The organism is Pandoraea vervacti, from assembly GCF_000934605.2.
In the GTDB taxonomy this organism is placed as follows: Bacteria; Pseudomonadota; Gammaproteobacteria; order Burkholderiales; family Burkholderiaceae; genus Pandoraea; species Pandoraea vervacti.
Map to the genome: position 1 here is coordinate 275,767 of NZ_CP010897.2, position 26,037 is coordinate 301,803.

Below are 26,037 nucleotides of genomic sequence, written 5' to 3' on the forward strand. Positions count from 1 at the left end.
ACAAAACCCCCGCCGGTGTGACCCGAGCGGGGGTTTTGGCGGGACAGACGCCGGTTTGCACCGGCATCGCCCATCAGGCGTGGCGTCGAATCAGGCGACTGCGCGCAGACCGGCGTCGGCCAGCAGGGCGTCGGCACGATCGGTGGCTTCCCACGAGAATTCCGGCTCTTCGCGGCCGAAGTGGCCGTAAGCAGCGGTCTTCTCATAGATCGGACGCAGCAGGTCGAGCATCTGGATGATGCCCTTCGGACGCAGGTCGAAGTGCTTCTCGACCAGTTCGGCAATGCGCTGATCGCTGATCTTGCCCGTACCGAACGTGTTGACCATGACCGACGTCGGGCGCGCCACGCCGATGGCGTACGAGACCTGAATCACGCACTTCGAGGCCAGACCGGCAGCCACGATGTTCTTCGCGACGTAACGGCCAGCGTAGGCTGCCGAGCGGTCGACCTTGGACGGGTCCTTGCCCGAGAAGGCGCCGCCGCCGTGCGGTGCGGCACCGCCGTACGTGTCGACGATGATCTTGCGGCCCGTGAGGCCGGCGTCGCCCTGCGGGCCACCGATCACGAAACGGCCGGTCGGGTTCACCAGGAACTTGATGTCGCCCTTGATGAGGTCGGCCGGCAGCACCGGCTTGATGACTTCCTCGATGACGGCTTCGCGCAGCGCTTCCAGACCGATGTCCGGATGGTGCTGCGTCGACAGCACGACGGTGTCGATGCTGTGCGGACGACCGTTTTCGTACTTGATCGTGACCTGGGACTTGGCGTCCGGGCGCAGCCACGGCAGACGGCCGTCGCGACGCACTTGCGACTGGCGCTCGACCAGACGGTGCGACAGGTAGATCGGCAGCGGCATGAGTTCCGGCGTTTCGTCGCAGGCGTAACCGAACATCAGGCCCTGATCGCCAGCGCCCTGATCGAGGTTGTCGTCATGCGCGCGATCCACGCCCTGGGCGATGTCCGGCGACTGGCGGTCGTAGGCGACCAGCACGGCGCAGCCCTTGTAGTCGATCCCGTAGTCGGTGTTGTCATAACCGATGCGGCGGATCGTTTCGCGCGCCACTTGCTGGTAGTCGACCGTGGCTGTCGTGGTGATTTCCCCCGCGAGCACGACGAGACCCGTGTTGCAGAGCGTTTCCGCAGCGACACGCGCGTACTTGTCCTGGGTCAGGATGGCATCGAGAACCGCGTCGGAAATCTGGTCGGCGACCTTGTCCGGGTGGCCTTCGGAGACGGATTCGGAGGTAAAGAGATAGTCGTTCGCCACTTCTGGCTCCTCTAACGTAATTTGGCGACTCACGTTGCCGTCATCGGAGGGGAAGCGGCGACGCTTTAGCGGAAAATTGGTCGAATGCGCTGCCTCGATAGGGTGGCACATCCGAATCGCCCCGCAAGTTGTCAGTTAACTCGGCGATGTCGCTTATTATACGCCCCTGAAGAAATCCTGCTTGCGACATGTCAACCACTCCCAAGAAATCCCTCGGGTATTACCTGAGCGTGGGTCTGCTGCGCGGACTCAACCTGCTGCCCTATAGCTGGGTCGCGCGCTTTGGCGCGGGTATCGGGCATGTGCTGTACCGGATCCCGAGCTCCCGCAAACGGGTGGTCCATACCAATTTGCGCCTGTGTTTCCCCCATTGGGACGACGCCACCCGCGAGCGCGTGGCCAAGGCGTCCTTCGTCCACGCGATCCGCAGCTATGCCGAGCGCAGCGTCCAGTGGTTCGGTAGCGCCGAAAAGCTGGAGCGGCTCATCGAAGTCGATTCGGCCGTGGATCTGCTTGCGCCGGACATGCCGCCGACGATTTTGCTGGGCTTTCACTTCGTCGGGATCGAGGCGGCCTCGGTTTTCATCAATCACGCCCTGCGCCGGCCCTGCGCGTCGCTCTACACGCCGATGTCGAACCCGGCGTTCGACGCCATGGCCCGCGAGCAGCGCGGTCGCTTCGACGCCGAGATGATCCCGCGCGGCGACAGCGCCCGCGACGTATTGCGCATGTTCCGGAAGAAGAAGCCCGTCATGCTCGCGGCCGACATGGACTATGGCGCGCGAAACTCCACGTTCGTGCCGTTTTTCGGGATGCAGGCCTGCACGCTGACCTCCGTGTCGCGACTGGCCGAAGTCGGCCGGGCGCAGATCCTGCCGTTCATCGGCGAGGTGCTGCCGAATTTCAAGGGCTATCGGCTCAAGGTGTTCCCCATTTGGGAGAATTACCCGAGCGGCGACCCGGACGCCGATGCCCGCCGCATGAACGAATTCCTGGAAGCGCAGATCCTCAAGATGCCGGAGCAGTATTACTGGGTCCACAAGCGCTTCAAGACGCGCCCCCCGGGCGAGCCGGGCGTCTATTGACGACACCGGATGCGCGTCGACCTTCTCCACTACAATAGCGGCATGAAGCTCAAATTCACCAAGATGCAGGGCGCCGGGAACGACTTTGTCGTGATCGACGGCATCTCGCAGACCATCGATTTCACGCCCGAACAGTGGCGTGCGCTCGCCGATCGCCATTTCGGCGTCGGCGCGGACCAGTTGTTGCTCGTGGAGCGCTCGGGCTTGCCCGGCGTGGACTTCCGCTATCGCATCTTCAACGCGGACGGTGGCGAGGTCGAGCATTGCGGCAATGGGGCGCGCTGCTTCGTCAAATTCGTGCGCGACACGGGGCTCACGGACAAGCGCACGGTGCGTGTCGAGGTGCAGCAGGGCGTGATCACGCTCACGATGCGCGAAGACGGTCAGGTCAGCGTGGATATGGGCGCACCGATTCTCACGCCGTCGGACGTACCGTTCGATGCCGCCGGCCTGGAGGGCCGTCGCGAGGGCGACGACACACTCTGGCCGCTGGATGTGGGCGGCAGGACGACCTGGATTTCCGTCGTCTCCATGGGCAACCCGCATGCCGTGCAGGTGGTCGATAACGTCGACACGGCGCCCGTCGAGACGGATGGCCCGCTCGTCGAGCGTCACCGGCGCTTCCCGCGCCGCGTGAACGCCGGGTTCCTGCAAGTGGTGTCGCCGCACGAAGCCCGTCTGCGCGTGTTCGAGCGCGGCGCGGGTGAGACGCTCGCCTGCGGCACCGGCGCCTGTGCGGCCGCCGTGGCGGGGATCCGTCGGGGGCTGCTCAAGGCGCCGGTCGCCATCGAGACGCACGGCGGCACGCTCACCATCGATTGGGACGGCGCAAGCGGCCCGGTCATCATGACGGGGCCGGCGGCCACGGTCTTCGAGGGCACCATCGAGATTTAATTGGTTGCCTGATGCAGTACGGCTGAATCAGCACGGCCGAATCAGCATGGCCCACGCAGTAAAGTCACTGGTAAGAGACGGATCCGAGGATTCTGATTTAGCGACCCTGGCAGCCGCTCGCCTTCCTTGTGAATGACACCACGGGGCGGCGGGCGGCAGTTGACGAATAGCAGACGGACATTCATGAACGACCGAGATATTGCCGAATACCTGATCGCGCATCCTGACTTCTTCGAACGCCACGCCGAGTTGCTCGCGGGTGTACGGCTCACGAGCCCGCACGGCCAGCGTGCCGTGTCGCTGCAGGAACGTCAGATCGAGATGCAGCGCGAGAAGACCAAGCAGATCGAGCGACGCCTCGCCGAACTGATGCGCTACGGCCACGAAAACGACGATATCTCGGGAAAATTGCACCGCTGGACCCTCGGCCTGCTGGGCGAGCGCGATCCGCACGCACTGCCCGAGGCCATCGCCCGCGGTCTGCGCGACGTCTTCAGCGTGCCGTTCGCCGCCGTGCGTCTGTGGAATGTCGCCGCCCCGTATCAACCGGCGGAGTTCGCGCGCAGCGTGAGCGAAGAGGTGAAGATCTTTGCGGCGAGCCTCGCCACGCCGTATTGCGGCGCGAATACCGGTTTCGAAGCCGTGACGTGGCTGGGCGCGCCGAGCGATCCGGCCTCCGTCGCGTTGCTCGCACTGCGCGACCCGCAAGTGGTTGACGGCCCGGTCTTCGGCCTGCTCGTCATGGGCTCGGACGACGCCCGCCGTTTCCACGAAGGCATGGCAACCGACTTCCTGACGCAGATCGGCGAGTTGGCCGGCGCTGCGCTCGGCAAGCTGCGCGCCGACGACTGAGATGTCGTCCGGATTCCCGGTCGAGGACGATACGTCCGACCAGACCCCGCTCCAGCCGGGCATCCGCACTTACCTCACATCGCTGGCCAGCGAGCGCAAGCTCGCCACGCTCACGCTGGAAAACTACACGCGGGACCTGCGTCAGTTGCAGCGTCTCGCCAACGATCGTCCGCTCGAATCGTTGCAGCACGGCGACATTCGCCGCTTCGTCATGAAGATGCACGGCGAGGGACTGGTCGGTCGCTCCATCGCCCGCAAGCTCTCCGTCTGGCGCGGCTACTTCGCGTGGCTGGCCCAGCGCACGACGCTGGCGGCCAATCCCGTCGAGGGCGTGCGCGCACCCAAACAACCCAAACCGCTGCCCAAGGCGCTCTCGCCCGATCAGGCCTCGGCGCTCGTCGAGTTCGAGACGGGCACGTCTGCCGAAGCCGTGCGCAACCGGGCGATGTTCGAACTGCTGTATTCGTCCGGGCTGCGCTTGTCGGAGCTCACGGGGCTCGATCATCGTTATGTGGAGGCCGACGGCTACCGCTCCGCGAGCTGGCTGGACCTGGCCGAGCGCGAAGTCGTGGTGACCGGCAAGGGGAACAAGCGGCGCCGCGTGCCGGTCGGCGAGAAGGCCGCGCAGGCGCTGGCGCAGTGGCTGGAGATGCGCGCGGCGCTGGCGTCGGCCGAGCCTCATGCCCTATTTCTTTCCTCGCGCGGCCAGCGCATCGGCGCGCGGGCCGTGCAGCAGGGGCTGGCGCGTCACGCGCTCGCCGCGGGCCTGCCAACCCACGTTCATCCGCACATGCTGCGCCACTCGTTCGCCACGCACGTGCTGCAATCGTCGGGCGATCTGCGCGCCGTGCAGGAAATGCTCGGCCACAGCAATATCTCGACCACGCAGATCTACACCAAGCTCGACTTCCAGCATCTGGCGAAGGTCTACGACCAGGCGCACCCGCGCTCGCGCAAGAAGCCCTGAGCGATTGCCGGAGCGCTCGCCCTGCGGTGCCGGCACGTTTCGCGGCTTTCCGAACCGTCCCGACCGATCCGACGGTCGGCAACGCGAGTCGGTGTAGAATCGCGTCCTTTCCAGCAAGTCCCGCATGTCACCTATGCCGTGCATGCGCCGCGCCCGCCGCATCGCGTCTGGTGCCAGGCGCCGCGCCGCGAGACTTGCCGTCACCCCCGTATGCAACCGTAGGCAACCGTTGGTCCGTCCCGCATGAATACCTTGACCCTCAAGCCCGGCAAAGAAAAGTCCTTGCTGCGCCGCCATCCCTGGATTTACGCGACCGCCGTGGCCCGTGTGGACGGCAATCCGGCATCCGGCGCGACGGTCGTGGTGCGTGCCGCCGATGGCCGCTTTCTTGCGCGCGCCGCATTCAGCCCGGTCTCGGCCATTCGCGCGCGCGTGTGGACGTTCGCGGAGAACGAGCCGGTCGATCATGCATTCTTCAAGCGCCGCGTGTCGGCGGCGCTCGCCTATCGCGAGGCCATGGTGCGGGACACCGGCGCCACGCGTCTGATCTTCGGCGAGGCCGACGGGTTGCCGGGCCTGATCGTCGACCGCTATCAATCCGCGCCGGGGCAACCGGCGAACGACCAGCTCGTATGCCAGTTCATGGCGGCGGGCGTGGAGGCCTGGAAAGACGCCATCACGAAGGCGCTGGTCGGCGCCACCGGTTGCCCGAATGTCTACGAACGCTCGGACGCCGCCGTGCGTGAGCGCGAAGGCCTGCCGAGCCTCACCGGCGTGCTGGCGGGCGCGGAGCCGCCCGAAGCGCCCGAGTTGCTGACGACCCATGAGAACGGCGTGAAGTATTACGTCGACGTGCGCCACGGCCACAAGACCGGCTTCTACGTCGACCAGCGCGATAATCGCCTGCTCGTTCAGCAACAGGCCCGGGGCCGCGATGTGCTGAACTGCTTCTGCTACACCGGTGGTTTTTCGCTGGCGGCGCTGGCTGGGGGCGCGCAGAGCGTGCTTTCCATCGATTCGTCGGGCGAGGCGCTGGCCATTGGCGCCCGCAACGTCGAGCTCAATGGTTTCGACCCCGCCCGTGCGCAATGGCGCGATGCCGACGTGTTCAAAACGTTGCGCGCCTTGCGCGAAGAAGGTCGGACCTTCGACATGATCGTGCTCGATCCGCCGAAGTTCGCACCCTCGGCGCATCACGTCGACCGCGCTGCACGGGCTTACAAGGACATCAACATGGCTGGCTTCAAGCTGCTGCGTCCGGGCGGCCAGTTGCTGACCTACTCGTGCTCCGGGGCCATCGACGCCGATCTGTTCCAGAAGATCGTGGCGGGCGCTGCGGTGGACGCCGGTGTCGACGCGCGTATCCTGCGACGGCTGTCGGCAGGCATGGATCACCCGATGCTCACGCAATTCCCGGAAGGCGAATACCTCAAGGGGCTTTGGTTGCAACGCATGTGAGCCATCGCTTCGCCGGGGGGCGTGACCCCAACATCCCCCGGCACCCTGGCGTCACCGGCGCATCAACCCAACGTCAGGCCCGCGACGCCCAGCGCGATCAGCACGGCGCCGCCCACGCGGCGGTGCATCTCGCCTTCGCCCAGCACCCGAACGCCGAGTAACGCGGCGACCATCATCGACATCTCGCGCGCCGGGGCGACGTGGGACACCGGTGCATACCTGAGCGCGGTGAGAATCAGAAAGTAGGACATCGGCGAGATCGTCGAAATCACCAGAATCTTGCGCCAGTTGGCCTGCCAGAGCATCTTGATACGCGCGGGACGCGAGAAGGCCGTGGGTGCCGAGAGCGCCACCCGAAGCACATTTTCCAGGTAGTAATAGACGAGCGGCGCGAGCATCAGGGTGCGAATGGCGTAGGCGTCCGCCAGCGTATAGGCGGCGATGAACCCGCCGGTCAGTACGCCCCAGCCGGCGCCCGCGTGCATGCTGCCGCGCCGAAAGAGACGTTCGCCGCCGGCGATCACGAGCACACCGCAAACCACCAGTCCGATGCCGACGAGGGCGAGCCAGCCGGGACGCTCCCCCAGCAACACGATGGCGCCCAGCGACGAGAGCAGCGGCCCGGTGCCCCGCGCGAGCGGATATACCACCGACAGATCGCCCACGCGATAGCCACGCTGCAGGACCAGCGTGTAGCCGTAGTGCAGCAGGGCGCTCAGAGCAATCACGCCCCACCCCAGCGGCGAGGGCCAACTGGCTTGCGTGCCCGTCAGGAAATAGAGGGCGAGCGGCGTGTAGAGGACGACCGTGAGCAGTGCGTAAAGAAAGACGAGCTGCGGACCGCCACCCTCACGGGTGTCGATCCGTTTGGCGACGAAGTTCCAGGTGGCGTGCAGGAAAGCAGCGGTAACGACAAGGGCGAGGGCGGTGAGCGACATGACGAAGGACGTTTTTTTGTGTCCATTGTATGACGCATCGCCGGCGACCACGGGGCAATCAGGATGGGGTTGGGGGGCGGCAGGCCAGCCATCGCTAAAATCGCGCAATTGGACGTGAATGGCTTGCCAGGATCCCGCGTCGTCCCGCAAAACCTTGCGGTTATCCCCACTTTTGCAACTCGGTTGCAGCGCTGGCGGGGCTGTGCTTAAATCGATTCATGAGCCTTACTCAACTACAACCGTATCTGGAAGCGGCCCGCGCGAGCTTGCAGGAGCAATCGGGCCGCGTGACCTCGGGGCGCGTACGTGTGCTGGCATTGCTGCTCAAGGCGGGCCGGCCGCTCACCCATCAGGAAGTGCTGGCCGATCTGGCCACCGACGCCGACCCGCTTGACCGTGTGACGGCCTACCGCGTGCTCGACTGGCTGGTCGCGCAAGGCTGGGCCATCAAGCAGGCGGGCGACGACCGCATCTTCCGCTTTGTCATGGCCGAGCACGTCGATCCCGAACGTGCCAACGCGCCGCGTCCGCATACGCAGCATGGTCATTTCCGCTGTGTACGCTGCCACCGCACTTTCTGTCTTGACGATTGGCCGCAGCATCCCCAATTAAGCGAGCGCGAACTCAAGCGCCTGCCCAAGGGGTTTGTCGGCGAACAGGTCGAGCTTCTGATTCATGGCACCTGCGCCCAGTGCGCCGGGGCTACCAACTGACGCGACCCTCGCGCAGTACCACCACAGGACATTGCATTCATGACTCCCGTCACCATCCTGACCGGCTTTCTCGGCAGCGGTAAGACCACGCTGCTCAAGCGCATCCTGACCGAAGCGCACGGCATGAAGATCGCCGTCATCGAAAACGAATTCGGCGAAGAGAACATCGACAACGACATCCTCGTGCAGGACAACGCCGAGCAGATCGTACAGATGAGCAACGGCTGCATTTGCTGCACGATCCGTGGCGATCTGGTGCAGGCGCTCTCCGACCTGAATACGCAGCGCGACGAAGGCAAGATCCAGTTCGACCGCGTGGTCATCGAGACGACCGGCCTGGCCAACCCCGGGCCGGTGGCGCAAACGTTCTTCATCGACGATGAAGTGGCCGATACCTACCGCCTGGATGCCATCATCACGCTGGTCGACGCCAAGCATGGCCAGCAGCAGCTCGATCAGCACGAAGTGGTGCAGCGTCAGGTCGGTTTCGCCGACCGGCTGTTCATTACCAAGGCCGACCTCGTGACGCCCGACGCCCTGCACGATCTGAAGCATCGTCTCGCGCACATGAATCCGCGTGCGCCGCAACTCGTGGTCGACTTCGGTCAGGCCGACCTGAAGCAGATCTTCGATATTCACGGCTTCAACCTGAACGACAAGCTCGACATCGACCCGGACTTCCTTGCCGCCGACGCGCATGCGCACGACCACGGTCACGACCACGACCATGATCACGATCATTCGCATTGCGATCACGACCACGGCAAGTGCGACCACGAAGGTCACGACCACGGCCACCACCATCCTCATCACGCCCATCACGACGACGCCATCAAGTCGTTCGTCTTCCGCAGCGAGAAGCCGTTCGACCCGGCCAAGCTGGAGGATTTCCTCGGGAGCATCCTACAGGTGTACGGCGAACGCTTATTGCGTTATAAAGGCGTATTAAACATGCGCGGCATCGACCGCCGGGTCGTGTTCCAGGGCGTTCACCAGATGATGGGTAGCGACGTGGGCGCGAAGTGGCAACCCGGGGAGACGCCGAACACCAAGATGGTGTTCATTGGCGCGGAACTGCCGAAAGACATCATCCTGCAAGGGCTGGAACGCTGTCTGGTCTGAGCGGAATTGCCGAATCCGGTGACGGGAAAGCCCTTAATCGGGGCTGTCGGACGATTCGGTTACAATACCTGCCCACTGGGGCTGCCGCCAGCGAATCGACGCGGCGCTCCGGAGGGTAGGCAGGGGAGCACCGTCATGGCCACCGCCTCTCGCAAGACTGCCACCGCACGCCCCACGCGCCAGTCAGAACCGGCGCCGGGAGCGGGCGCCAAGCGTGCTCCAGCAGGCAAATCGAAGACGGGCGAAGAGGCCGCCGCCAAGAAGGGGCCACCCAAATCGTCCGGCAGGAAAGTAACCCAAGAAGCCGCCCGCGGCATTGCCGGTAAGCAAGACGTGCCACCCGCTACAGGGGCATCGCCGGATCATCCGAAAGAGACGCCACAGAAACCCATGAGCAAGCAACGACTTTTGACCGAAGCCGAAATTCTGAAGATGTCCGACAAGGACTATATGAATCAGGCTCAACTCGACTTCTTCAAGAATCGTCTCGAAGAGCTGCAAGCCGAAATTCTGCGTAACGCTGGCCAGACGACCGAGAATCTGCGGGAAACCATCCTGGTTCCGGATCCGGCCGACCGCGCCACGATTGAGGAAGAGCACGCGCTGGAACTGCGCACTCGCGATCGCGAGCGCAAGCTTCTGAAGAAGGTCCAGCAATCGCTCGCTCGCATCGAGTCGGGTGAGTACGGCTGGTGCGAAGAGACCGGTGAGCCGATCGGCGTGCCGCGTCTGCTCGCACGTCCGACCGCAACGCTCTCGCTCGAAGCGCAGGAGCGCCGCGAACTGCGCCAGAAGCTGTTCGGCGACTGATGCACGCATGACCGGTCCCGATCCCGCGCGGTGGCGGTGAACGGGTACCGCGCTCGATCGAAGGCATGTCTTCACGGCATGCCTTTTTTGTTGGGCTTTCGATCCCGACCGGTCGACCAGGGACGCACGCGCGCCCGGGGCGCACGCCTACGCCTCGGCGTGTGGCCTGCGCGCAACGTCACGCCGGACTCGCGGCTGACATCGCTTTATGGCAGAATTGCAACTCAGTTGCAATTCTAGCCTTTCCATGCCTTCCATCGATTCCGTCTTCCGCCAATGGCGTGCGCGCTCGCGTACGCCGCTCGGGCGTGGGCGCAGCGGCTGGATCGCGTGGCTGATCGTCGCGTTGCTTTGCGTGCAGATGTGGGGCTTGCAGCATGAGATCGTGCATGCCCGCGAGTTGTCCGGCGTGTTGCCGGGGTTGCCGGGTGGCGGCCCGGTTGCTGCGAAGGCCTTCTCGACGCTCGCAAGCGCCACCCATGCCGCGAGCGATGTCCTCGTCTCGGCCGGCGCGGGTGGCGACGATGGCGATGACAGTTTAGTCCCCACCATGGGGCGTGGCGCTGCCAACGAGGCTGCGCAATCGATACCTGCGTCGCACGCAAGTTTCGGCACCCATCACCACCATTGCCATCTTTTCGAGGGCGCGACCCTCGCCATGGCCATGGCCGTGGCGGTGCTCCAGTGGTCGGGCGCTGCCCACACGGCGCAGGCCCCATTGCGCCCCCATGGACGAAGCCACGCGAGCGCCGTCCTCCTGCCGTTCGATTCCCGCGCGCCACCGGTCGCGGTCTGACGCCCGGACGTCTTCGACAACGTCTGCGATCACGTCGTCGATCACGTCTTCGAGGTTTTCCACGAATTCTCGCCAGCACGGTGCCGATGCACGCCGCCTCACGGTCGGCGACGTCGGCGCATTGCGCGCGTGTTCGTGCCGAATCACGGGACACGTGCAGCGCCGTCCTACGGCGAATGCACTCGCTGCCCTCAGACCGATCAGTACCAGACCGATTAACACCCGACCGATATGGCAACGCCCTCCATTGCTTCAACGCCGTCTTCCCGCGTCGCACGTGAACGTGCCGCCGCCCTCCCGCTTGCACACGACGCCGGAGCGCGCCGCCGCGCGCGCCCGACGCTCGCGCCGCTGCCGCTCGCCGCAGCGCTCACGTTCAGCGCCTTCGCAATGACCAGCGTCTCGGCGCACGCCGCCGACGCATCGTCGGGCCCAGCCGCCACCACAAGCGCGCCGGTGACGAGCGCGACCCCGGAAGCGGCGCTGCCCGCCACATTCGTCACGGGCAACCCGCTCGGTCGCGCCGCCGCCGATCTGGCCGCCCCGATCACCGAACTGGACGGCAAGGCGCTCGCGCTGCGTCGCGCCGCCACGCTTGGCGAGACGCTGGATGGCCTGCCGGGCGTGTCGGCCACGTCGTATGGCCCGAACGTCAGCCGTCCGATCATTCGCGGCCTCGATGGCGATCGCATCCGCGTCCTGCAAAACGGCACGGCGTCGCTCGACGCCTCCTCGCTGTCCTACGATCACGCCGTGGCGCAGGACCCGCTGAGCATCGAGCGCGTGGAGATCGTGCGAGGTCCGGCGGCGCTACTGTACGGCGGCAACGCCGTGGGCGGCGTGGTCAACACCATCGACAACCGCATTCCGCGTGAAGCCCTCAATGGCATCTCGGGGGCCACGGACGTCAGCTATGGCGGCGCCAACCGGGAGCGTGCCGGCGCTGCACAACTCGAATTCGGCAACGGCCAGTTCGCCTTCCATGTCGACGGTTTCGCGCGCAAGAGCGCCGACCTGCGCATTCCGGGCTTCGCCCGTTCGGCGCAACAACGCGCGCGCGACGACGAAGATGTGGCGCAGCCCTCCGGCACCTTGCCTAACAGCGACGGGCAGACGAGCGGCGCGGCCGCCGGCGCCTCGTGGACATGGGCCGACGGTTACGCGGGCCTCTCGTACTCCGGGTACGACTCCGACTACGGCACCGTTGCCGAGCAAAACACGCGCATCCGCTTGCGTCAGCAGCGTCTTGCGCTGGCCAGTGAAGTGCGCAACCTCAGCGGCCCCTTCACGGCGTTCAAGTTCGATTTCGGTTACACCGATTACGAGCACAAGGAAATCGAGAACGGGCAGACGGGCACGACCTTCAAGAATCACGGCTATGAGGGACGCATCGAGGCGCGTCACGCGAAGATCGGGCCGCTCGAAGGCGCCGTGGGCGTGCAGTTCTCGCAGAACACGTTCTCCGCCCTGGGCGAAGAAGCGTTCGTGCCCAAGAGCGACACGACCAACGTGGCGCTGTTTGCGCTCGAAGAGTGGGCTGTCAATCAGGCAGTGAAGCTCTCGTTCGGTGCGCGCGTCGAGCACTCCAGCGTGAAGCCGAGCGCCGGGGGCAACGAGCGCTTCGATAACCTGCCGTCGCGCAACTTCACGCCGGGCAGCGTGTCGGCCGGGGCGGTGTTCGCGCTGGCGCCGGCGTGGTCCGTGGCCCTCAATACCGCCTACACCGAACGTGCACCGACCTTCTACGAGCTGTATGCCAACGGCCCGCACCTCGCGACCGGAGTGTACGAAATCGGCGATCCGCAGGCCAAGCTTGAAAAGGCGTTCTCCACGGATTTGTCGCTGCGCTATGAAAACGGTCCGAACAAGGGCAGCGTGGGGGTGTTCTACAGCCGCTTCACCAACTTCATTGCGCTGAACAACACGGGCCGCACGGTTGAGGGGGACGAGAACCCGCTGCCGGTCTATCAGTACGCCGGGGTGCCTGCCGACCTCTATGGCTTCGAAGCCGAAGGCCGCGCCCGTGTCTGGCAGGGTTACGGCAATCTCGACGTCGAACTTCGCGGCGATTACACGATCGGCCGCAATCGCGACACGGGTGAACCGCTGCCGCGCATTGCACCGTTGCGTCTGACGGCGGCGCTCGTGTACGGGCTGGGTCACTGGGGCGCACGCCTGGAGATGGTCCACGCGAGCAATCAGGGGCGTGTACCGGCCAACGATCTGACGACCAGCGGCTACACCACACTGGGCGCTGCGCTCACCTACCAGTTCAAGGCCGGCGGCGCACAGTGGCTGGCCTATCTGAAGGGCGAGAACCTGACCAATCAGGAAGTGCGTCTGGCCAGTTCGGTGCTGCGCGACATTGCACCGCAGGGCGGTCGTGCGGTTCGCGTGGGATTGCGCACCACGTTCTGAACGCGTTGCCCCTGCAACGCTCTGGACGGCGCCGCAGTCTGCTGCGCCTCACCGCATAATCGAGGCAATTTCCGAGAAATTGCCTCGCATCCCCAGGCTCGCGCGGCGCAATGCCGCGCCAACGCCACGATCCATGCCGCCTCCCGGGCATCGGCTTGTCGTCGATGGCATGCCTTGCCGGATGCCGTCGACGCCTCTTGATATTCTTTCGATTGCCCTAAACTACAGTGACGTCTCGCCCACCGGGCGCGTCGTCACCGTCCACGGACGGCATGCGCGCGGCCGCCGGGCCAATCGTTACGGGGCGCATGTCGCCCCCCGAAAAGGAACAGGCATGGAGCAATATCACGGCACCACCATCGTCTCCGTTCGGCGCGGCGATCAGGTCGCGCTCGGCGGTGACGGACAGGTCACGCTCGGCAACATCGTGATGAAGGGTACGGCGCGCAAGGTCCGCACGATCTATGACGGCAAGGTCATGGTCGGCTTCGCGGGCGCTACCGCAGACGCCTTCTCGCTGCTCGACCGCTTCGAAGCGAAGCTTCAGAAGCATCAGGGCCATCTCACGCGCTCGGCCGTCGAGCTCGCCAAGGACTGGCGTACGGATCGCATGCTGCGACGTCTCGAGGCGATGATGATCGTCGCGGACGCCGAGACCACCCTGGTCATCACCGGCAACGGCGACGTGCTCGACCCGGAAGGCGGCGTGGCGGCCATCGGTTCGGGCGGGTCCTACGCACAGGCTGCCGCACGCGCGCTGGTCGAGAACACCGACCTCACGCCGGCGGACATCGTCAAGAAAGCGCTGACGATCGCGGGCGAAATGTGCATCTACACCAACGGCAATCACATCATCGAATCGCTGCCGCCGAAGGCAGCGAAGTAACGTCGGACGACGCACGCGTCGCAGCGGGTGGACTCCTGCGGCGCGACTTGCCGGCCGGTGGCGAATCGACAGATCCCTGAACGTTTCGCCGCCGGGCCGGGCGTCACCTGCTTTGCGAACCCCTACACTGGCGAACGTCATGACCCATATGACCCCCTCCGAGATCGTTTCGGAACTCGACAAACACATCATCGGCCAGCACAAGGCCAAGAAAGCCGTCGCGGTCGCGTTGCGCAACCGCTGGCGCCGTCAGCAGGTGGCCGAGCCCCTGCGTCAGGAAATCACGCCGAAGAACATTCTGATGATCGGCCCGACCGGTGTCGGCAAGACCGAAATCGCGCGACGTCTGGCCAAGCTGGCGGACGCGCCGTTCATCAAGGTCGAGGCGACCAAGTTCACGGAAGTTGGCTATGTGGGCCGCGACGTGGACAGCATCGTGCGAGATCTCGCGGAAATCGCAATCAAGCAGACGCGCGAAGCCGAGATGAAGAAGGTGCGCACCAAGGCCGAAGACCGCGCCGAGGATCGCATTCTCGATCTGCTGTTGCCGACCGGGCGCGAATCGTCGCGCGACATTCGCTTCGGTTCGGCCGCGCATGACAGCGATCCGAGCGGCGAAGACAACGCCACGCGTCAGACCTTCCGCAAGCGTTTGCGTGAAGGTGCGCTCGACGACAAGGAAATCGAACTCGAAGTCGAAATTCCGGCACAGGGCATGGAAATCATGGGCCCGCCGGGAATGGAAGAGATGACCGAGCAGATCAAGGGCATGTTCGCGAATCTGGGCAACCAGAAGAAGAAGCGTCAGAAGCTCAAGATCAAGGACGCGCTCAAGATCCTCACGGACGAAGAGGCGTCGAAGATGCTCAACGACGAGGAGGTCAAGCAACTGGCCCTGCGCAACGTCGAGCAGAACGGCATCGTGTTTCTCGATGAGATCGACAAGATCGCCACGCGCAGCGAAGTGGGCGGGGGCGACGTGTCGCGTCAGGGCGTGCAGCGCGACTTGCTGCCGCTGGTCGAAGGCACGACCGTGAGCACGAAGTTCGGCATGATCAAGACGGACCACATCCTGTTCATTGCGAGCGGTGCGTTCCATCTGGCCAAGCCGAGCGATCTGATTCCGGAGCTGCAAGGCCGCTTCCCGATTCGCGTCGAACTCGAATCGCTGTCGGTCGAAGACTTCGAAGCGATTCTCACGCAGACGGACGCCAGCCTCGTGAAGCAATATCAGGCGTTGCTCGCCACCGAAGACGTGAAGCTCGAATTCGCGCCGGACGGTATCAAGCGTCTCGCGGAGATCGCGTTCTCGGTCAACGAAAAGACGGAGAACATCGGTGCGCGTCGACTGTACACGGTTATCGAGAAGCTGCTCGAAGACATTTCGTACAGCGCAGGCAAGCAGTCCGGCGAAGTGGTCACGATCAACACGGAATACGTGAATCGCTTCCTGGAAGAAGTGGCGCAGAACGAAGATCTGTCGCGCTACGTGCTGTAACGGCGTCACGCCGACGGTCAAACGAAAAGGCCCCGCAAGGGGCCTTTTTTCGTTCACGGAATGGCTTCGGCGATTGCGTCGCGTTGTCGTGCTTACTGCTTGACGGGACGCTTGAGCAGCTTGCGTTGCAGCGTACGTCGATGCATGTTCAACGCACGGGCCGTGGCGGAGATGTTGCCGTTGTGTTCGGCCAGCACGCGTTGAATGTGCTCCCACTCCAGTCGCGCGACCGACAGCGGCGAGGGGTTCTCGATGGCTTCGTCGGCCTGCGTTTCACTCGCGTCGCTGCGCAGCGACGCCAGGATGGTGTCCGCATTGGCGGGCTTGGCCAGATAGTTGTCGGCGCCGTCCTTGACGGCCTGCACGGCGGTGGCAATGCTGGCATATCCGGTGAGCACCAGCATGCGCGCTTTCGGTTGCAGCGCGCGCAGCGGCGCGATGAGCGGCAGGCCCGAGTCGTGTCCCAGATGCAGGTCGACCGAAATCAGATCGAACTGACGCGTGCGTGCGGCAAGTAAGGCCGCAGCGCTGTCGGCGGCGATCTGCACGTCGTAGCCGCGCCGGGTCAGCGCCCGGGCCAGCGTCTCGGCGAACACGACATCGTCGTCGATAAGAAGAAAGTGGGAGGCGTTCATGTCTGACTCCGCGAACCGAAGAAGAAGGTCGCCAGCGGCAGGCGCAACTCGGCGCGTGTGCCTTGCGGCGTGTTGGGGGTAAGGGCGATGTCGCCGCCAAGGCGCTGTGCACTGGCGAACGCCAGATACAGCCCCATGCCATGGCCGCCGTGCGTGCTCATGACGGGCGAATTGCCCAGACGGGCGCGAAGCTCGGCGTTCATGCCCGGGCCTTCGTCGCAAACGGTAAAGCACACGTCGTTCGGGGCCACGGCCACGTCGAGCGTGACCGACGCCGGGCTGAAGTAAGCCGCGTTGTCGAGCAGGATCGTCAGGATCTGGCCGACCTGCACGGTGTCCTCGATACGCGCGGCCAGCTTGGGCGGCATGTGCAACTGGAACTGCACCTGTGGATGGCGCAACCGCCATTGGGTGGTGAAGGCGGGCAACCATTCGGCAAGCGGCTGACGCACCGGCGCGGCCGCACGCATCTGCACGTGACCGATGGCGCTCTTGCACAGCGCGATCTGCTGCTCCAGCGTCTGGAGGTCCGGCTCGAACGGTTTCAATGCACTATTGCCCACACTCTCGCTGCGCAGTTCGCCGACGACCACCGCCATCGTGGAGAGCGGCGTGCCGAGTTCGTGCGCGACGCTCGCTGCCTGGGCGCCCAGGGCCGCCATCCGTTCGTCACGCAACAGACGCTGCTCGGCGCGGGCGAGTTGGGCGTCACGTGCACGAAGCGCGCGCGACATGCGCGAGACGAACCAGGCGATCACCAGCACGCTGACCACGAAGTTCACCCACATCCCTGCAAGATGCAGGCGCAGCAGGTTGCCCGGATCGGCGAGATCGAGCGGCACGTACTGGAAGTTGAGCGCGCCGTAAGCGACGAGCGAAAGCAGCGCGAGTTGCGATGCGTTACGCCACGGCAGTACGGCAGCGGCAATCGCCAGTCCGGGAAGGAAGAGCGAAACGAAGGGATTGGTCGCGCCGCCGGAGAAGAACAGCAGCGCCGTGAGTGCGGCCAGATCGACGAGCAACTGCCCCATCAGATCGAGATCGGTGCGCCGCTTGGCGCGTTCGATGCCGCGTCGCGCCCGTATCCACGTGAGCACGTTGAACAGCACTTCCAGTGCGACGATGGTGAGCATCGGCTCGAGCGGCAAGCGCACGCCAAGCCAGAGTTGCGCCACGCCAATGGTCGCCAGCTGGCCGACGATCGCCAGGCAGCGCAACCAGAAGAGCTGGACGACGTTGGTCCGCTCGATGGGAAAATGAGTCATACGACAAGTGTACCAAGTCCGCGTCCCGCGCCATCGGGCGCAGCGAGCCGCTGCGACACTCTGCCGCATCGCCCTGAGGTTCGGTATTCCGTAGCCTGCACATGCATTCGACGGCGCGCGACTACAATGATCATTCGCGTTTTGCGCGGCATAAAGTCGCGCGATGTCTTCGTCGAACCGACAGACGTAGACCCCTGACGAGCGGCGAGAGTCGGCCCGTCGACAACAATGAGGAGTTTGCATGAAGCACAAGCTTTTGGCGGCGGTCGCATTCGGTCTCGGCATGGCCTCGGTCACGGCCTTCGCACAAAACGCGGTGGACGTGTCCGGCGCCTGGGCGCGCAGCACGGTTCCCGGCCAGACCTCGTCTGCCATCTATATGACGTTGCAGGCACATCAGCCCACGACACTGCTCAGCGTAAGCACCCCGGCGGCGGCCAATGCCGAAGTGCATGAAATGAAGCTCGAAGGCACGGTCATGAAAATGCGCGCGCTGCCCAAGGGACTCCCGCTCGCGGCGGACAAGCCGGTGGAGCTCAAGCCGGGTAGCTATCACATCATGCTCACGGATCTGAAGGCGCCGCTCAAGACGGGCGACACCGTGCCGGTGACGCTGAAGTTCGAGACCGCCGATCACAAGACCACCGAGCAGCAGGTGCAGGCCACGGTGCGCGACCTGAGCGCGGCGGCACCGGCGGGGGATGGCATGGCGGGCATGGCGCACGGTGCACATAAGTGATGTGACCGGATGTGATGTTCGGCCCGATGTCGGTTCCGGCGCGCCTTGCCCGCGTGGTCAGGCGTGACGGGGCGGCGGGATCCGGTCGCTCAACTCGCCTTGCCGGGGGCGGTGCCGGCGCCGTCGGTCTCCACCCCGGCGGCGCGAAGCGCCGCGCGCAAACAGGCCGCACACAGGCAAGTCGCAGCACCGGATCTTGCCGAGACAGGCAGGCGCGGCCAATCGAGGCACCAACAGCGCATTTCCCCACCAGGCGCTTGCGCGCCGAGCACGGCCCCGCAGACGACCTCGGCCCCGCACTGCGGACAGCGCGAGGGATCGGATGCGTCGTTTGTCGTCGGCTTGCTGTCCATTACCCGAACTCGCTCACTGATTTTCGTCTCGTGAGAGACAGGCTGCCGGATGTCTCGTCCGCCGAGTGGCCCAAGTCGACCGAGTTGCGCAGGTGCAACAGCATGTCGAGCGTCGCTCGCCGGGCACATGCGGGGTGCAATCGGGCGATGAGAGAGAACAAGGTAAAAATCGGCCACTCACGGGCGTTCTTTGGCAAGTGAAAGGGGTGATACGCACACGCGTGCCTGTGCCGCTGACGGGGCGAGAATCGCCGCTTTTGCGCTTGCCGCCATACCCGTGACGAAGCGTAGCCACAGGCATGGGCCGAGGCAAGCCCCGGGACCTGTCGAAACCCGCCGAAAGCCTTCAACGCCCCGCACGGCAAGACTTCTTGGCTGTACAATTCGCCCTGTTTCCCGGTCCACCCGCTTTACCTTCCGAACCTTCCCGCCATGTCCGATCAGCTACTGAACTCCATCGACGACATCGCACCCGCTCTCAAGGCCGAAATTCTGGCCGAGGCGATGCCGTACATCCGCAAGTACCACGGCAAGACCGTGGTGATCAAATACGGCGGTAACGCCATGACCGAAGAGCGATTGAAGCGTGGCTTCGCGCGCGACGTCATTTTGCTCAAGCTCGTCGGCATCAACCCGGTGGTCGTGCACGGTGGCGGCCCGCAAATCGATCAGGCGCTCAAGAAGATCGGCAAGCAGGGCACGTTCATCCAGGGCATGCGCGTGACGGACGAAGAGACGATGGAAGTGGTCGAGTGGGTGCTCGGCGGCGAAGTCCAGCAGGACATCGTCATGCTGATCAACCAGTACGGCGGTCAGGCCGTGGGCCTCACCGGCAAGGATGGCGGCCTCATCAACGCCCGCAAGATGATGATGCCGGATCGCGAGAACGCCGGTCAGTTCCTCGACATCGGCTACGTCGGTGAAGTCGACTCGATCAATCCGGCCGTGGTGCGCGCGCTGCAGGACGACGCGTTCATCCCCGTCATCTCGCCGATCGGCGTGGGCGAAGACGGTCAGGCGTACAACATCAACGCCGATCTCGTGGCGGGCAAGCTCGCCACGGTGCTGGGCGCCGAGAAGCTGGTGATGATGACGAACATCCCGGGCGTGATGGACAAGGACGGCAATCTGCTGACCGATCTGTCGGCGCGCGAGATCGACGAACTCTTCGCAGACGGCACGATCTCGGGCGGCATGCTGCCGAAGATCTCCTCGGCGCTCGACGCTGCCAAGAGCGGCGTGAAGTCGGTGCACATCGTCGATGGCCGCATCGAGCATTCGGTGCTGCTGGAGATTCTCACCGAGCAGCCGTTCGGCACGATGATCCGCTCGCACTGAGCGCGATCTCGGCGAGCGACGCGCGACCCCAGTATGACGGCGTGCGCAAGCCTGTGAAGTTTCAGACAACGGACCCTTCGGGGTCCGTTTTGCATTTGGGCGGCACCGATGTCCGTGAAATGACGGCTGAACGACCACTGAACGAGCGCCGAACCCTCAAGCCGGCGCCGTGAGCCGACGCAATTCGTCGAGCAATTTCGCGGCAGGGCTTGGCAGTATTCCCTGGCGACGGCGGAACGCCGTGAGCGTGCGTGTCGCACGCACGGTCGCGATCGGCAGCGTATCCATCACGCGTGCGGCGGCCTCGACGTCGTACATCGGCTCGGGCATCCACGTCAGAAAGCCGCAGCGCGCGACCATGCTCTTGAGCACCGGCACCGAGCGCGTTTCCACGACGATATTGGGCAGTCCCAGTCCATGGGCTGCGAATACGTCCTGCATGTGGGCGTACGGCGCCGTGCCGCGCGGCGGAATCGCCCAGCGTTCGCCGAGCGTGTCGGCCAGCGTAATCGTCTTGCGCTGGCGCAGGGGATGATCGCACCTCGCCACCACGTAGCTGTCGTCTTGCCAATGGCAATCGGCGATGGCGACGATGTCTTCGGTATCCGGGGCGACGGTCGAGAGCGCCAGATCGATCTCGTGGCGCATCAGTCCCTGCGCGAGCCGGTCCCACACGCCCTCGATGATCTCCACGCGCAGATTCGGCCATCGGGTGAGCACGCGATCGACGGCAAGCGGCAGCACATGACTGGCGATGGCGCCTACCGCGCCGACCTTGATCGTGCCTTTTGCGAGTCCGCGCAACGCATCGATTTCCTCGCGTGCATGCTCCGCCTCACGCGCAAGCAGCATCGCGTGCGGCAGCAGCGCCTGTCCGAACGCCGTCAGCTCCATGCCCTTGCTGTGACGCTCGAACAGCGGCGCGCCCAGATCCGTCTCGAGACGTTTGATCGTACGGCTGAGCGCGGGCTGGGTGAGATGCAATTCGGTGGCGGCGCGCCCCAGGCTACCGGTCGCGACGATCGTCGTGAAGGCGCGCAGTTGCTGGAGATTGAGGCTCATGGCGGACGACGGAACTCCCGAAGGTGCGAAGACGCCGATCACGAAGGGTGGCGACGGCGCATGGCAAAGTCATGCAAAAGCGTAATGACTTCGGCACGTAAAAGCAATTCCGATGCATATATCGGCTGCCTATACTTGCCTGATCGCTGGACCGACGCCCGTCGGTCGAGCCACCGGGCCGATATAAAAACCATGCCGCCACGTCCTGCGCGTCGATGGCGGCGAGAGACAACCGTAGACAATCCGCATCCATGAAAGACAGTCGAGAACTGCGTGCCGGGCAAAGCGCCGGCGCTCCCCAGAGCCTCACCGTGCGCGAGGCGGTCATCGATCTGATGCGTCGCCACGGCATGACGAAGGTGTTCGCCAATCCCGGGTCGACCGAGTTGCCCCTGTTTCGCGATTTCCCCGAAGACTTCGAATACGTGCTGGGATTGCAGGAAGCCGTCGTCGTCGGCATGGCGGACGGCTATGCGCAGGCCACCGGCAATGCGGCGTTCATCAACCTGCATTCCGCTGCCGGCGTGGGCAACGCGATGGGCAACATCTTCACCGCGTACAAAAATCAGACGCCGCTGATCGTCACCGCCGGACAGCAGGCCCGCTCGATTCTCCCGTTCGATCCTTTCCTTGCCTCGGTTCGCGCGACCGAACTGCCGCAGCCGTACGTCAAGTTCAGCCTCGAACCCGCGCGCGCCGAAGACGTGCCGCTCGCGCTCGCCCGGGCCTATCACCTCGCCATGCAGGAACCGAAGGGCCCGGTCTTCGTGTCGATTCCGGTGGATGACTGGGATCGCCCCGCCGAGCCGGTGCCGCCACGTCAGGTGAGCACGCGCGTGCAGGCCGACCCCGTGGCGCTCGCCCAACTGGCGGCGGCGCTCGACGCGTGCGAGCGTCCGGCCTTCGTCGTCGGTTCGTCGATCGATCGCGCCGGCGCGTTCGACGCCGTGGTGGCCCTGGCCGAGCGCCATCGTGCGCGTGTTTTCACCGCGCCGATGTGCGCGCGCTGTGCCTTCCCCGAAGACCATCGGCTGTTCGCCGGTTTCCTGCCGCCGATGCGCGAGAAGATCGTCGGGCTGCTCGGCGGCCACGACCTCATTCTCGTGATCGGGGCGCCGGCCTTCACCTATCACGTGGAAGGCGCGGGGCCGCATGTGCCTGAAGGCGCATCGTTGTTCCAGCTGATCGAAGATCCGGGCGTTGCGGCATGGACACCGGTCGGCGCCTCGGTCGTCGGCAATGTGCGTCTTGGCGTAGAGGCGCTGCTCGCGCGCGATGTCCCGCACGAGCGGGACATGCCGCCGGTGCGTGCCGTGCCGCCCGTGGCGCTGCCCAACCCGCCGGGCGCGCCGATGACCACGGCGTTCGCACTGCAAACGCTGGCGCAGGTGCGCGATGCGCAGGACATCGTCGTGGAGGAAGCGCCGAGTGCGCGCCCTGTCATGCAGCAATACCTGCCGTTCACGCAAGCTGGCACGTTCTACACGATGAACAGCGGCGGTCTGGGTTATTCCATGCCTGCCGCAGTCGGTGTGGCGATGGCGAATCCGGAGCGGCGTGTCGTCGGCCTGATCGGCGACGGCTCGGCGATGTATTCGATTCAGGCGCTGTGGAGCGCGGCGCAGGCGCGTTTGCCAATAACATTCGTTATCCTGAATAACCGTCGCTACGCCGCCTTGCAGGACTTCGCGCCGTCGTTCGGCTTCGGCCCGAAGGACCCGGTGCAGGGCACCGATCTGCCGGATCTCGATTTCGTGCAACTGGCGCAGGGCATGGGCGTGAAGGCGCAGCGCGTGACGCAGGGCAGCGAGTTGCACGACGTGCTGTCGCAGGCCATCGCCTGCGGCGAGACATGTCTCGTCGAGCTGGTAGTGGCATGATGCCCGACGCATTTCAGACATCCATGTCCTCGCGAGTCGCCCTTCAGAACCAGGAGACGTAATCCCATGTCCGTTCAAGACCCCAAAGCCCTCACGATGCTCATCGCCGGTCGGCGCGTCGGCGCCACCAACGGCGCGACGTTCGAGCGACGCAATCCGCTCGACGGCGACGTGGCCTCGCGTGCCCCTGCGGCGACGGCCGTCGATGCGCGCGCCGCCGTGCATGCCGCACGCGACGCGTTCCCTGCATGGTCGAACACCGGCCCGGGCGAGCGCCGTGCGCTGTTGATGAAGGCGGCCGACAGGCTCGAAGCGCGGGTGGAACAGTTTCAGGCCGCGATGGCCGCGGAGACCGGGGCGTCCGGCCTGTGGGCCGGATTCAATGTCCATCTCGCCGCACAGGGACTGCGCGAAGCCGCCGCCATGACGACGCAGATCGCCGGTGAAATCATTCCCTCGGACGTGCCCGGCAGCCTCGCCATGGGCGTGCGTCAGGCGGCGGGTGTCGTGCTTGGCATTGCCCCGTGGAATGCGCCGGTGATTCTTGGCGTGCGCGCGCTGGCGTTGCCGCTTGCGTGTGGCAATACCGTTGTCTTCAAGGGCTCCGAGTTGTGTCCGGCGACGCACGGCCTGATTGCCGACGCGCTGGACGAAGCCGGTCTGCCGCCGGGCGTGGTGAATTTCATTACCAACGCACCGAAAGACGCCGGCGCCGTCGTCGAAGCCCTGATTGCCGAGCCGGCCGTGCGGCGCGTGAATTTCACCGGCTCCACGCGCGTGGGGCAGATCATCGCGGCGTTGTGCGCGACGCATCTCAAGCCCGCGGTGCTCGAACTCGGAGGCAAGGCCCCGTGCCTCGTGCTCGATGATGCCGATCTTGACGACGCCGTGAACGGCGTGGCGTTCGGCGCGTTCGCCAACTCGGGCCAGATCTGCATGTCGACGGAGCGCATCGTCGTGGCGGAAGCGATTGCGGACGCGTTCGTCGAAAAGCTCGCGGCGAAGGCGCGTGCGCTCCCGCTGGGCGACCCCCGCAACGGCCCGGTCGTGCTCGGTTCGGTGATCGACATGTCGACGGTCGAGCGCTGCAATGCGCTCATCGACGACGCGCTCGCCAAAGGCGCAAAGCTGCTGTGCGGTGGCCGTGCCGAGACCACGCTGATGCCCGCCACGCTGCTCGATCATGTCACCCCCGAGATGCAGATCTACACCGAGGAGTCGTTCGGCCCGGTCAAGGGCATCGTGCGCGTGAAGGACGACGAAGCCGCCATCGCCTGCGCCAACGACAACGCGTACGGCCTGTCGGCGGCCGTGTTCAGCCGCGATATCGCACGTGCGATGGGGGTGGCGAAGCGCATCGAGTCGGGTATCTGCCATATCAACGGGCCCACCGTGCACGACGAAGCGCAGATGCCGTTCGGCGGCGTGAAGGCGAGCGGCTGGGGACGCTTTGGCGGCAAGGCCGGCGTGCACGAGTTCACCGAGTTGCGCTGGATGACGGTGCAGACCACGCCGCGTCATTACCCGTTCTGAGCGGAAGCGGTCCTTAGCCGCTTTCGATGACCTTTTTCACTCTACATCCACCATACCGCCGCAGCCGGACACCGGAATAGACGGCCGGAGGAGACAACCGTGTCACAACCGTTTGAAACTGCCCCTGCGGCCGCGCGTGCTGCATCATCGGGCGCGCCCGGCGCCTCGTCCAACGCCACGGAAGCGCCTGCCGCTGCCGCGCCGAACTTCGGCCGCGTCGTCGCGGCCAGTTGCTTCGGCACGGCCATCGAGTGGTACGACTTTTTCGTCTACGGCTTTCTTGCCCCCATCGTTTTCGACCGGTTGTTCTTCCCGCAACTCGATTCGATGACGGGCATGATCGCCGTATTCGCGACGTTCGCCGTGGGCTTTCTTGCACGCCCCATCGGCGGCATCGTCTTCGGACACTTCGGCGACCGCATCGGGCGCAAGTCGATTCTGCTGTTCACGCTGATTCTGATGGGCGTGGCGACCACGCTCATCGGTCTGCTGCCGACCTACGCCATGGTCGGCGTGTGGGCGCCGATCATGCTCGTGACGCTACGCTTTATCCAGGGCTTCGCGCTCGGTGGCGAATCCGTCGGCGGGCTGCTCATGACGGTCGAAGGCGCGCCGGCGCATTTGCGCGGTCTGTTCGGGGGGCTGATTCAGGCGGCCGGGCCGACCTCGATCGTCGGCGCGTCGCTCGCCATCGTGCTCGTCACGCGCTTGCCGGAAGACGATCTGCTGTCGTGGGGCTGGCGTCTGCCGTTTCTCGTGAGCCTGCTGCTCGTCGCGCTCGGCACGTACGTACGGCTGAAGGTGGAGGAGTCGCCGAGCTTCAAGGCGGCTGAGCAGCACCGCGACATCGCGAAAGTGCCGGTGGCCGAAGTGCTGACGAACTACTGGCGCCCGACGCTTGTCACCTTCTTCATCTGTCTGGCGGAGACGAGCTTCTTCTATCTGGTGGCGATTTTCTCGTTGTCGTACGGCACCAAGACGCTCGGTCTGCCGCGTAACGTGATGGCCGACGGCGTGCTGTACGCCAATATTCTCGCCATGCTCACGATCCCCGCGTTCGGCATGCTCTCCGACAAGCTGGGACGTCGCCCGATGTTCCTGATGGGACTCGCCGCCACGGCGCTCTTCATCTATCCCTTCTTCCTGATGATGGGCAGCAAGGAGACGGCGCTGGTCGTACTGGCCATCGTGATCGGGGCGGGCGTGATTCATCCGATGATGTTTGGTCCCGAGGGCAGCTTCTTCTCGGAACTGTTCGACACGCGCGTGCGCTTTTCCGGCGTGTCGCTCGGCAAACAGGTGGGCACGGTGATGGGCGGTGGCCTCGCACCGATGATTGCCGCGAGTCTGCTCGCGTGGAGCCACGGTCAGATCTGGCCGGTGATCGTGTACTTCCTCGTGTTGGCGGCGATGGCGCTGATCTCGACACTGCTGGTGCGGGAGACCCGACACCGCACGATGTAACGTGTGACGCACGTGGATCGTCTCGGCCACGGGACGTCGATGAAAACGAACAGCCCCGCTCG

At 65.0% G+C, this 26,037-nt stretch carries 22 protein-coding genes; 17 read left to right on the top strand and 5 right to left on the bottom strand.

The window, feature by feature from the left end:
- Positions 1–90 precede the first annotated feature (90 nt).
- Positions 91–1,269, bottom strand: a complete 1,179-nt coding sequence (gene metK / locus UC34_RS01180; protein ID WP_044453342.1) for a methionine adenosyltransferase — start codon at positions 1,267–1,269, stop codon at positions 91–93.
- A gap of 188 nt (positions 1,270–1,457) precedes the next feature.
- Between metK and UC34_RS01185 the strand changes: the two genes are divergently transcribed.
- From UC34_RS01185 to UC34_RS01205, 5 genes are all read left to right on the top strand, one after another.
- Positions 1,458–2,354, top strand: coding sequence for a lipid A biosynthesis lauroyl acyltransferase (locus UC34_RS01185; protein WP_044453343.1), 897 nt, complete (start codon positions 1,458–1,460; stop codon positions 2,352–2,354).
- A 42-nt stretch (positions 2,355–2,396) separates the two neighbouring features.
- Complete coding sequence (gene dapF, locus UC34_RS01190; RefSeq protein ID WP_044457596.1) at positions 2,397–3,248, top strand: diaminopimelate epimerase; 852 nt, start codon at positions 2,397–2,399, stop codon at positions 3,246–3,248.
- Positions 3,249–3,431: 183 nt separating this feature from the next.
- Entirely contained in the window at positions 3,432–4,100 is a 669-nt protein-coding gene (locus UC34_RS01195; RefSeq protein WP_044453346.1) for a DUF484 family protein, read from the top strand.
- Position 4,101: 1 nt separating this feature from the next.
- A complete protein-coding gene (xerC, locus tag UC34_RS01200) occupies positions 4,102–5,067 on the top strand; it encodes a tyrosine recombinase XerC (protein ID WP_044453348.1) in 966 nt (321 codons plus the stop codon).
- Between the two features lie 243 nt (positions 5,068–5,310).
- On the top strand, positions 5,311–6,525 hold the full coding sequence (locus tag UC34_RS01205) for a class I SAM-dependent rRNA methyltransferase (RefSeq protein ID WP_044453349.1): 1,215 nt from the start codon (positions 5,311–5,313) through the stop codon (positions 6,523–6,525).
- Positions 6,526–6,587: 62 nt separating this feature from the next.
- Here UC34_RS01205 and UC34_RS01210 read toward each other — a convergent pair whose 3' ends face one another.
- Positions 6,588–7,463, bottom strand: coding sequence for a DMT family transporter (locus tag UC34_RS01210; RefSeq protein ID WP_044457597.1), 876 nt, complete (start codon positions 7,461–7,463; stop codon positions 6,588–6,590).
- Between the two features lie 218 nt (positions 7,464–7,681).
- Here UC34_RS01210 and UC34_RS01215 point away from each other — a divergent pair, with 218 nt between their 5' ends.
- The 7 genes from UC34_RS01215 (at position 7,682) to hslU (ending at position 15,706) form a co-directional block, all read left to right on the top strand.
- Positions 7,682–8,176 (top strand): Fur family transcriptional regulator, encoded by a 495-nt coding sequence (locus tag UC34_RS01215; RefSeq protein WP_044453350.1) that lies wholly within the window; start codon positions 7,682–7,684, stop codon positions 8,174–8,176.
- A 39-nt stretch (positions 8,177–8,215) separates the two neighbouring features.
- Positions 8,216–9,298 (top strand): CobW family GTP-binding protein, encoded by a 1,083-nt coding sequence (locus UC34_RS01220; RefSeq protein ID WP_044453351.1) that lies wholly within the window; start codon positions 8,216–8,218, stop codon positions 9,296–9,298.
- 390 nt (positions 9,299–9,688) lie between these two features.
- Entirely contained in the window at positions 9,689–10,108 is a 420-nt protein-coding gene (gene dksA / locus UC34_RS01225) for an RNA polymerase-binding protein DksA (protein WP_044457598.1), read from the top strand.
- 247 nt (positions 10,109–10,355) lie between these two features.
- A complete protein-coding gene (locus UC34_RS01230; RefSeq protein WP_044453352.1) occupies positions 10,356–10,904 on the top strand; it encodes a hypothetical protein in 549 nt (182 codons plus the stop codon).
- A gap of 390 nt (positions 10,905–11,294) precedes the next feature.
- Positions 11,295–13,322: a TonB-dependent receptor gene (locus tag UC34_RS01235; protein WP_044457599.1), complete on the top strand. Its 2,028-nt coding sequence runs from the start codon at positions 11,295–11,297 to the stop codon at positions 13,320–13,322.
- A gap of 334 nt (positions 13,323–13,656) precedes the next feature.
- Positions 13,657–14,208 carry an ATP-dependent protease subunit HslV gene (hslV, locus tag UC34_RS01240; protein ID WP_044453353.1) on the top strand — a complete coding sequence of 184 codons (552 nt, stop codon included), beginning with the start codon at positions 13,657–13,659 and terminating at the stop codon, positions 14,206–14,208.
- A gap of 139 nt (positions 14,209–14,347) precedes the next feature.
- Complete coding sequence (hslU, locus tag UC34_RS01245) at positions 14,348–15,706, top strand: ATP-dependent protease ATPase subunit HslU (protein WP_044453355.1); 1,359 nt, start codon at positions 14,348–14,350, stop codon at positions 15,704–15,706.
- A gap of 92 nt (positions 15,707–15,798) precedes the next feature.
- On the opposite strand, the gene UC34_RS01250 is transcribed toward hslU, so the two are convergent.
- Positions 15,799–16,341 carry a response regulator transcription factor gene (locus UC34_RS01250; protein WP_039394779.1) on the bottom strand — a complete coding sequence of 181 codons (543 nt, stop codon included), beginning with the start codon at positions 16,339–16,341 and terminating at the stop codon, positions 15,799–15,801.
- Positions 16,338–17,606: an ATP-binding protein gene (locus tag UC34_RS01255; RefSeq protein ID WP_044453358.1), complete on the bottom strand. Its 1,269-nt coding sequence runs from the start codon at positions 17,604–17,606 to the stop codon at positions 16,338–16,340. The genes UC34_RS01250 and UC34_RS01255 overlap by 4 nt, the downstream gene beginning before the upstream one ends.
- Positions 17,607–17,847: 241 nt before the next feature.
- Between UC34_RS01255 and UC34_RS01260 the strand changes: the two genes are divergently transcribed.
- Together UC34_RS01260 and argB are read left to right on the top strand one after the other, a co-directional pair.
- Entirely contained in the window at positions 17,848–18,345 is a 498-nt protein-coding gene (locus tag UC34_RS01260; RefSeq protein WP_044453360.1) for a copper chaperone PCu(A)C, read from the top strand.
- A gap of 785 nt (positions 18,346–19,130) precedes the next feature.
- A complete protein-coding gene (gene argB / locus UC34_RS01270) occupies positions 19,131–20,036 on the top strand; it encodes an acetylglutamate kinase (protein WP_044453362.1) in 906 nt (301 codons plus the stop codon).
- 156 nt (positions 20,037–20,192) lie between these two features.
- Here argB and UC34_RS01275 read toward each other — a convergent pair whose 3' ends face one another.
- Entirely contained in the window at positions 20,193–21,098 is a 906-nt protein-coding gene (locus UC34_RS01275; protein ID WP_044453363.1) for a LysR family transcriptional regulator, read from the bottom strand.
- A gap of 251 nt (positions 21,099–21,349) precedes the next feature.
- Between UC34_RS01275 and mdlC the strand changes: the two genes are divergently transcribed.
- The 3 genes from mdlC (at position 21,350) to UC34_RS01290 (ending at position 25,975) form a co-directional block, all read left to right on the top strand.
- Complete coding sequence (gene mdlC / locus UC34_RS01280) at positions 21,350–22,978, top strand: benzoylformate decarboxylase (RefSeq protein WP_044453364.1); 1,629 nt, start codon at positions 21,350–21,352, stop codon at positions 22,976–22,978.
- A gap of 66 nt (positions 22,979–23,044) precedes the next feature.
- Complete coding sequence (locus tag UC34_RS01285; protein WP_044453366.1) at positions 23,045–24,511, top strand: aldehyde dehydrogenase; 1,467 nt, start codon at positions 23,045–23,047, stop codon at positions 24,509–24,511.
- A 99-nt stretch (positions 24,512–24,610) separates the two neighbouring features.
- Positions 24,611–25,975 (top strand): MFS transporter, encoded by a 1,365-nt coding sequence (locus UC34_RS01290; RefSeq protein WP_044453368.1) that lies wholly within the window; start codon positions 24,611–24,613, stop codon positions 25,973–25,975.
- Positions 25,976–26,037 lie beyond the last annotated feature (62 nt).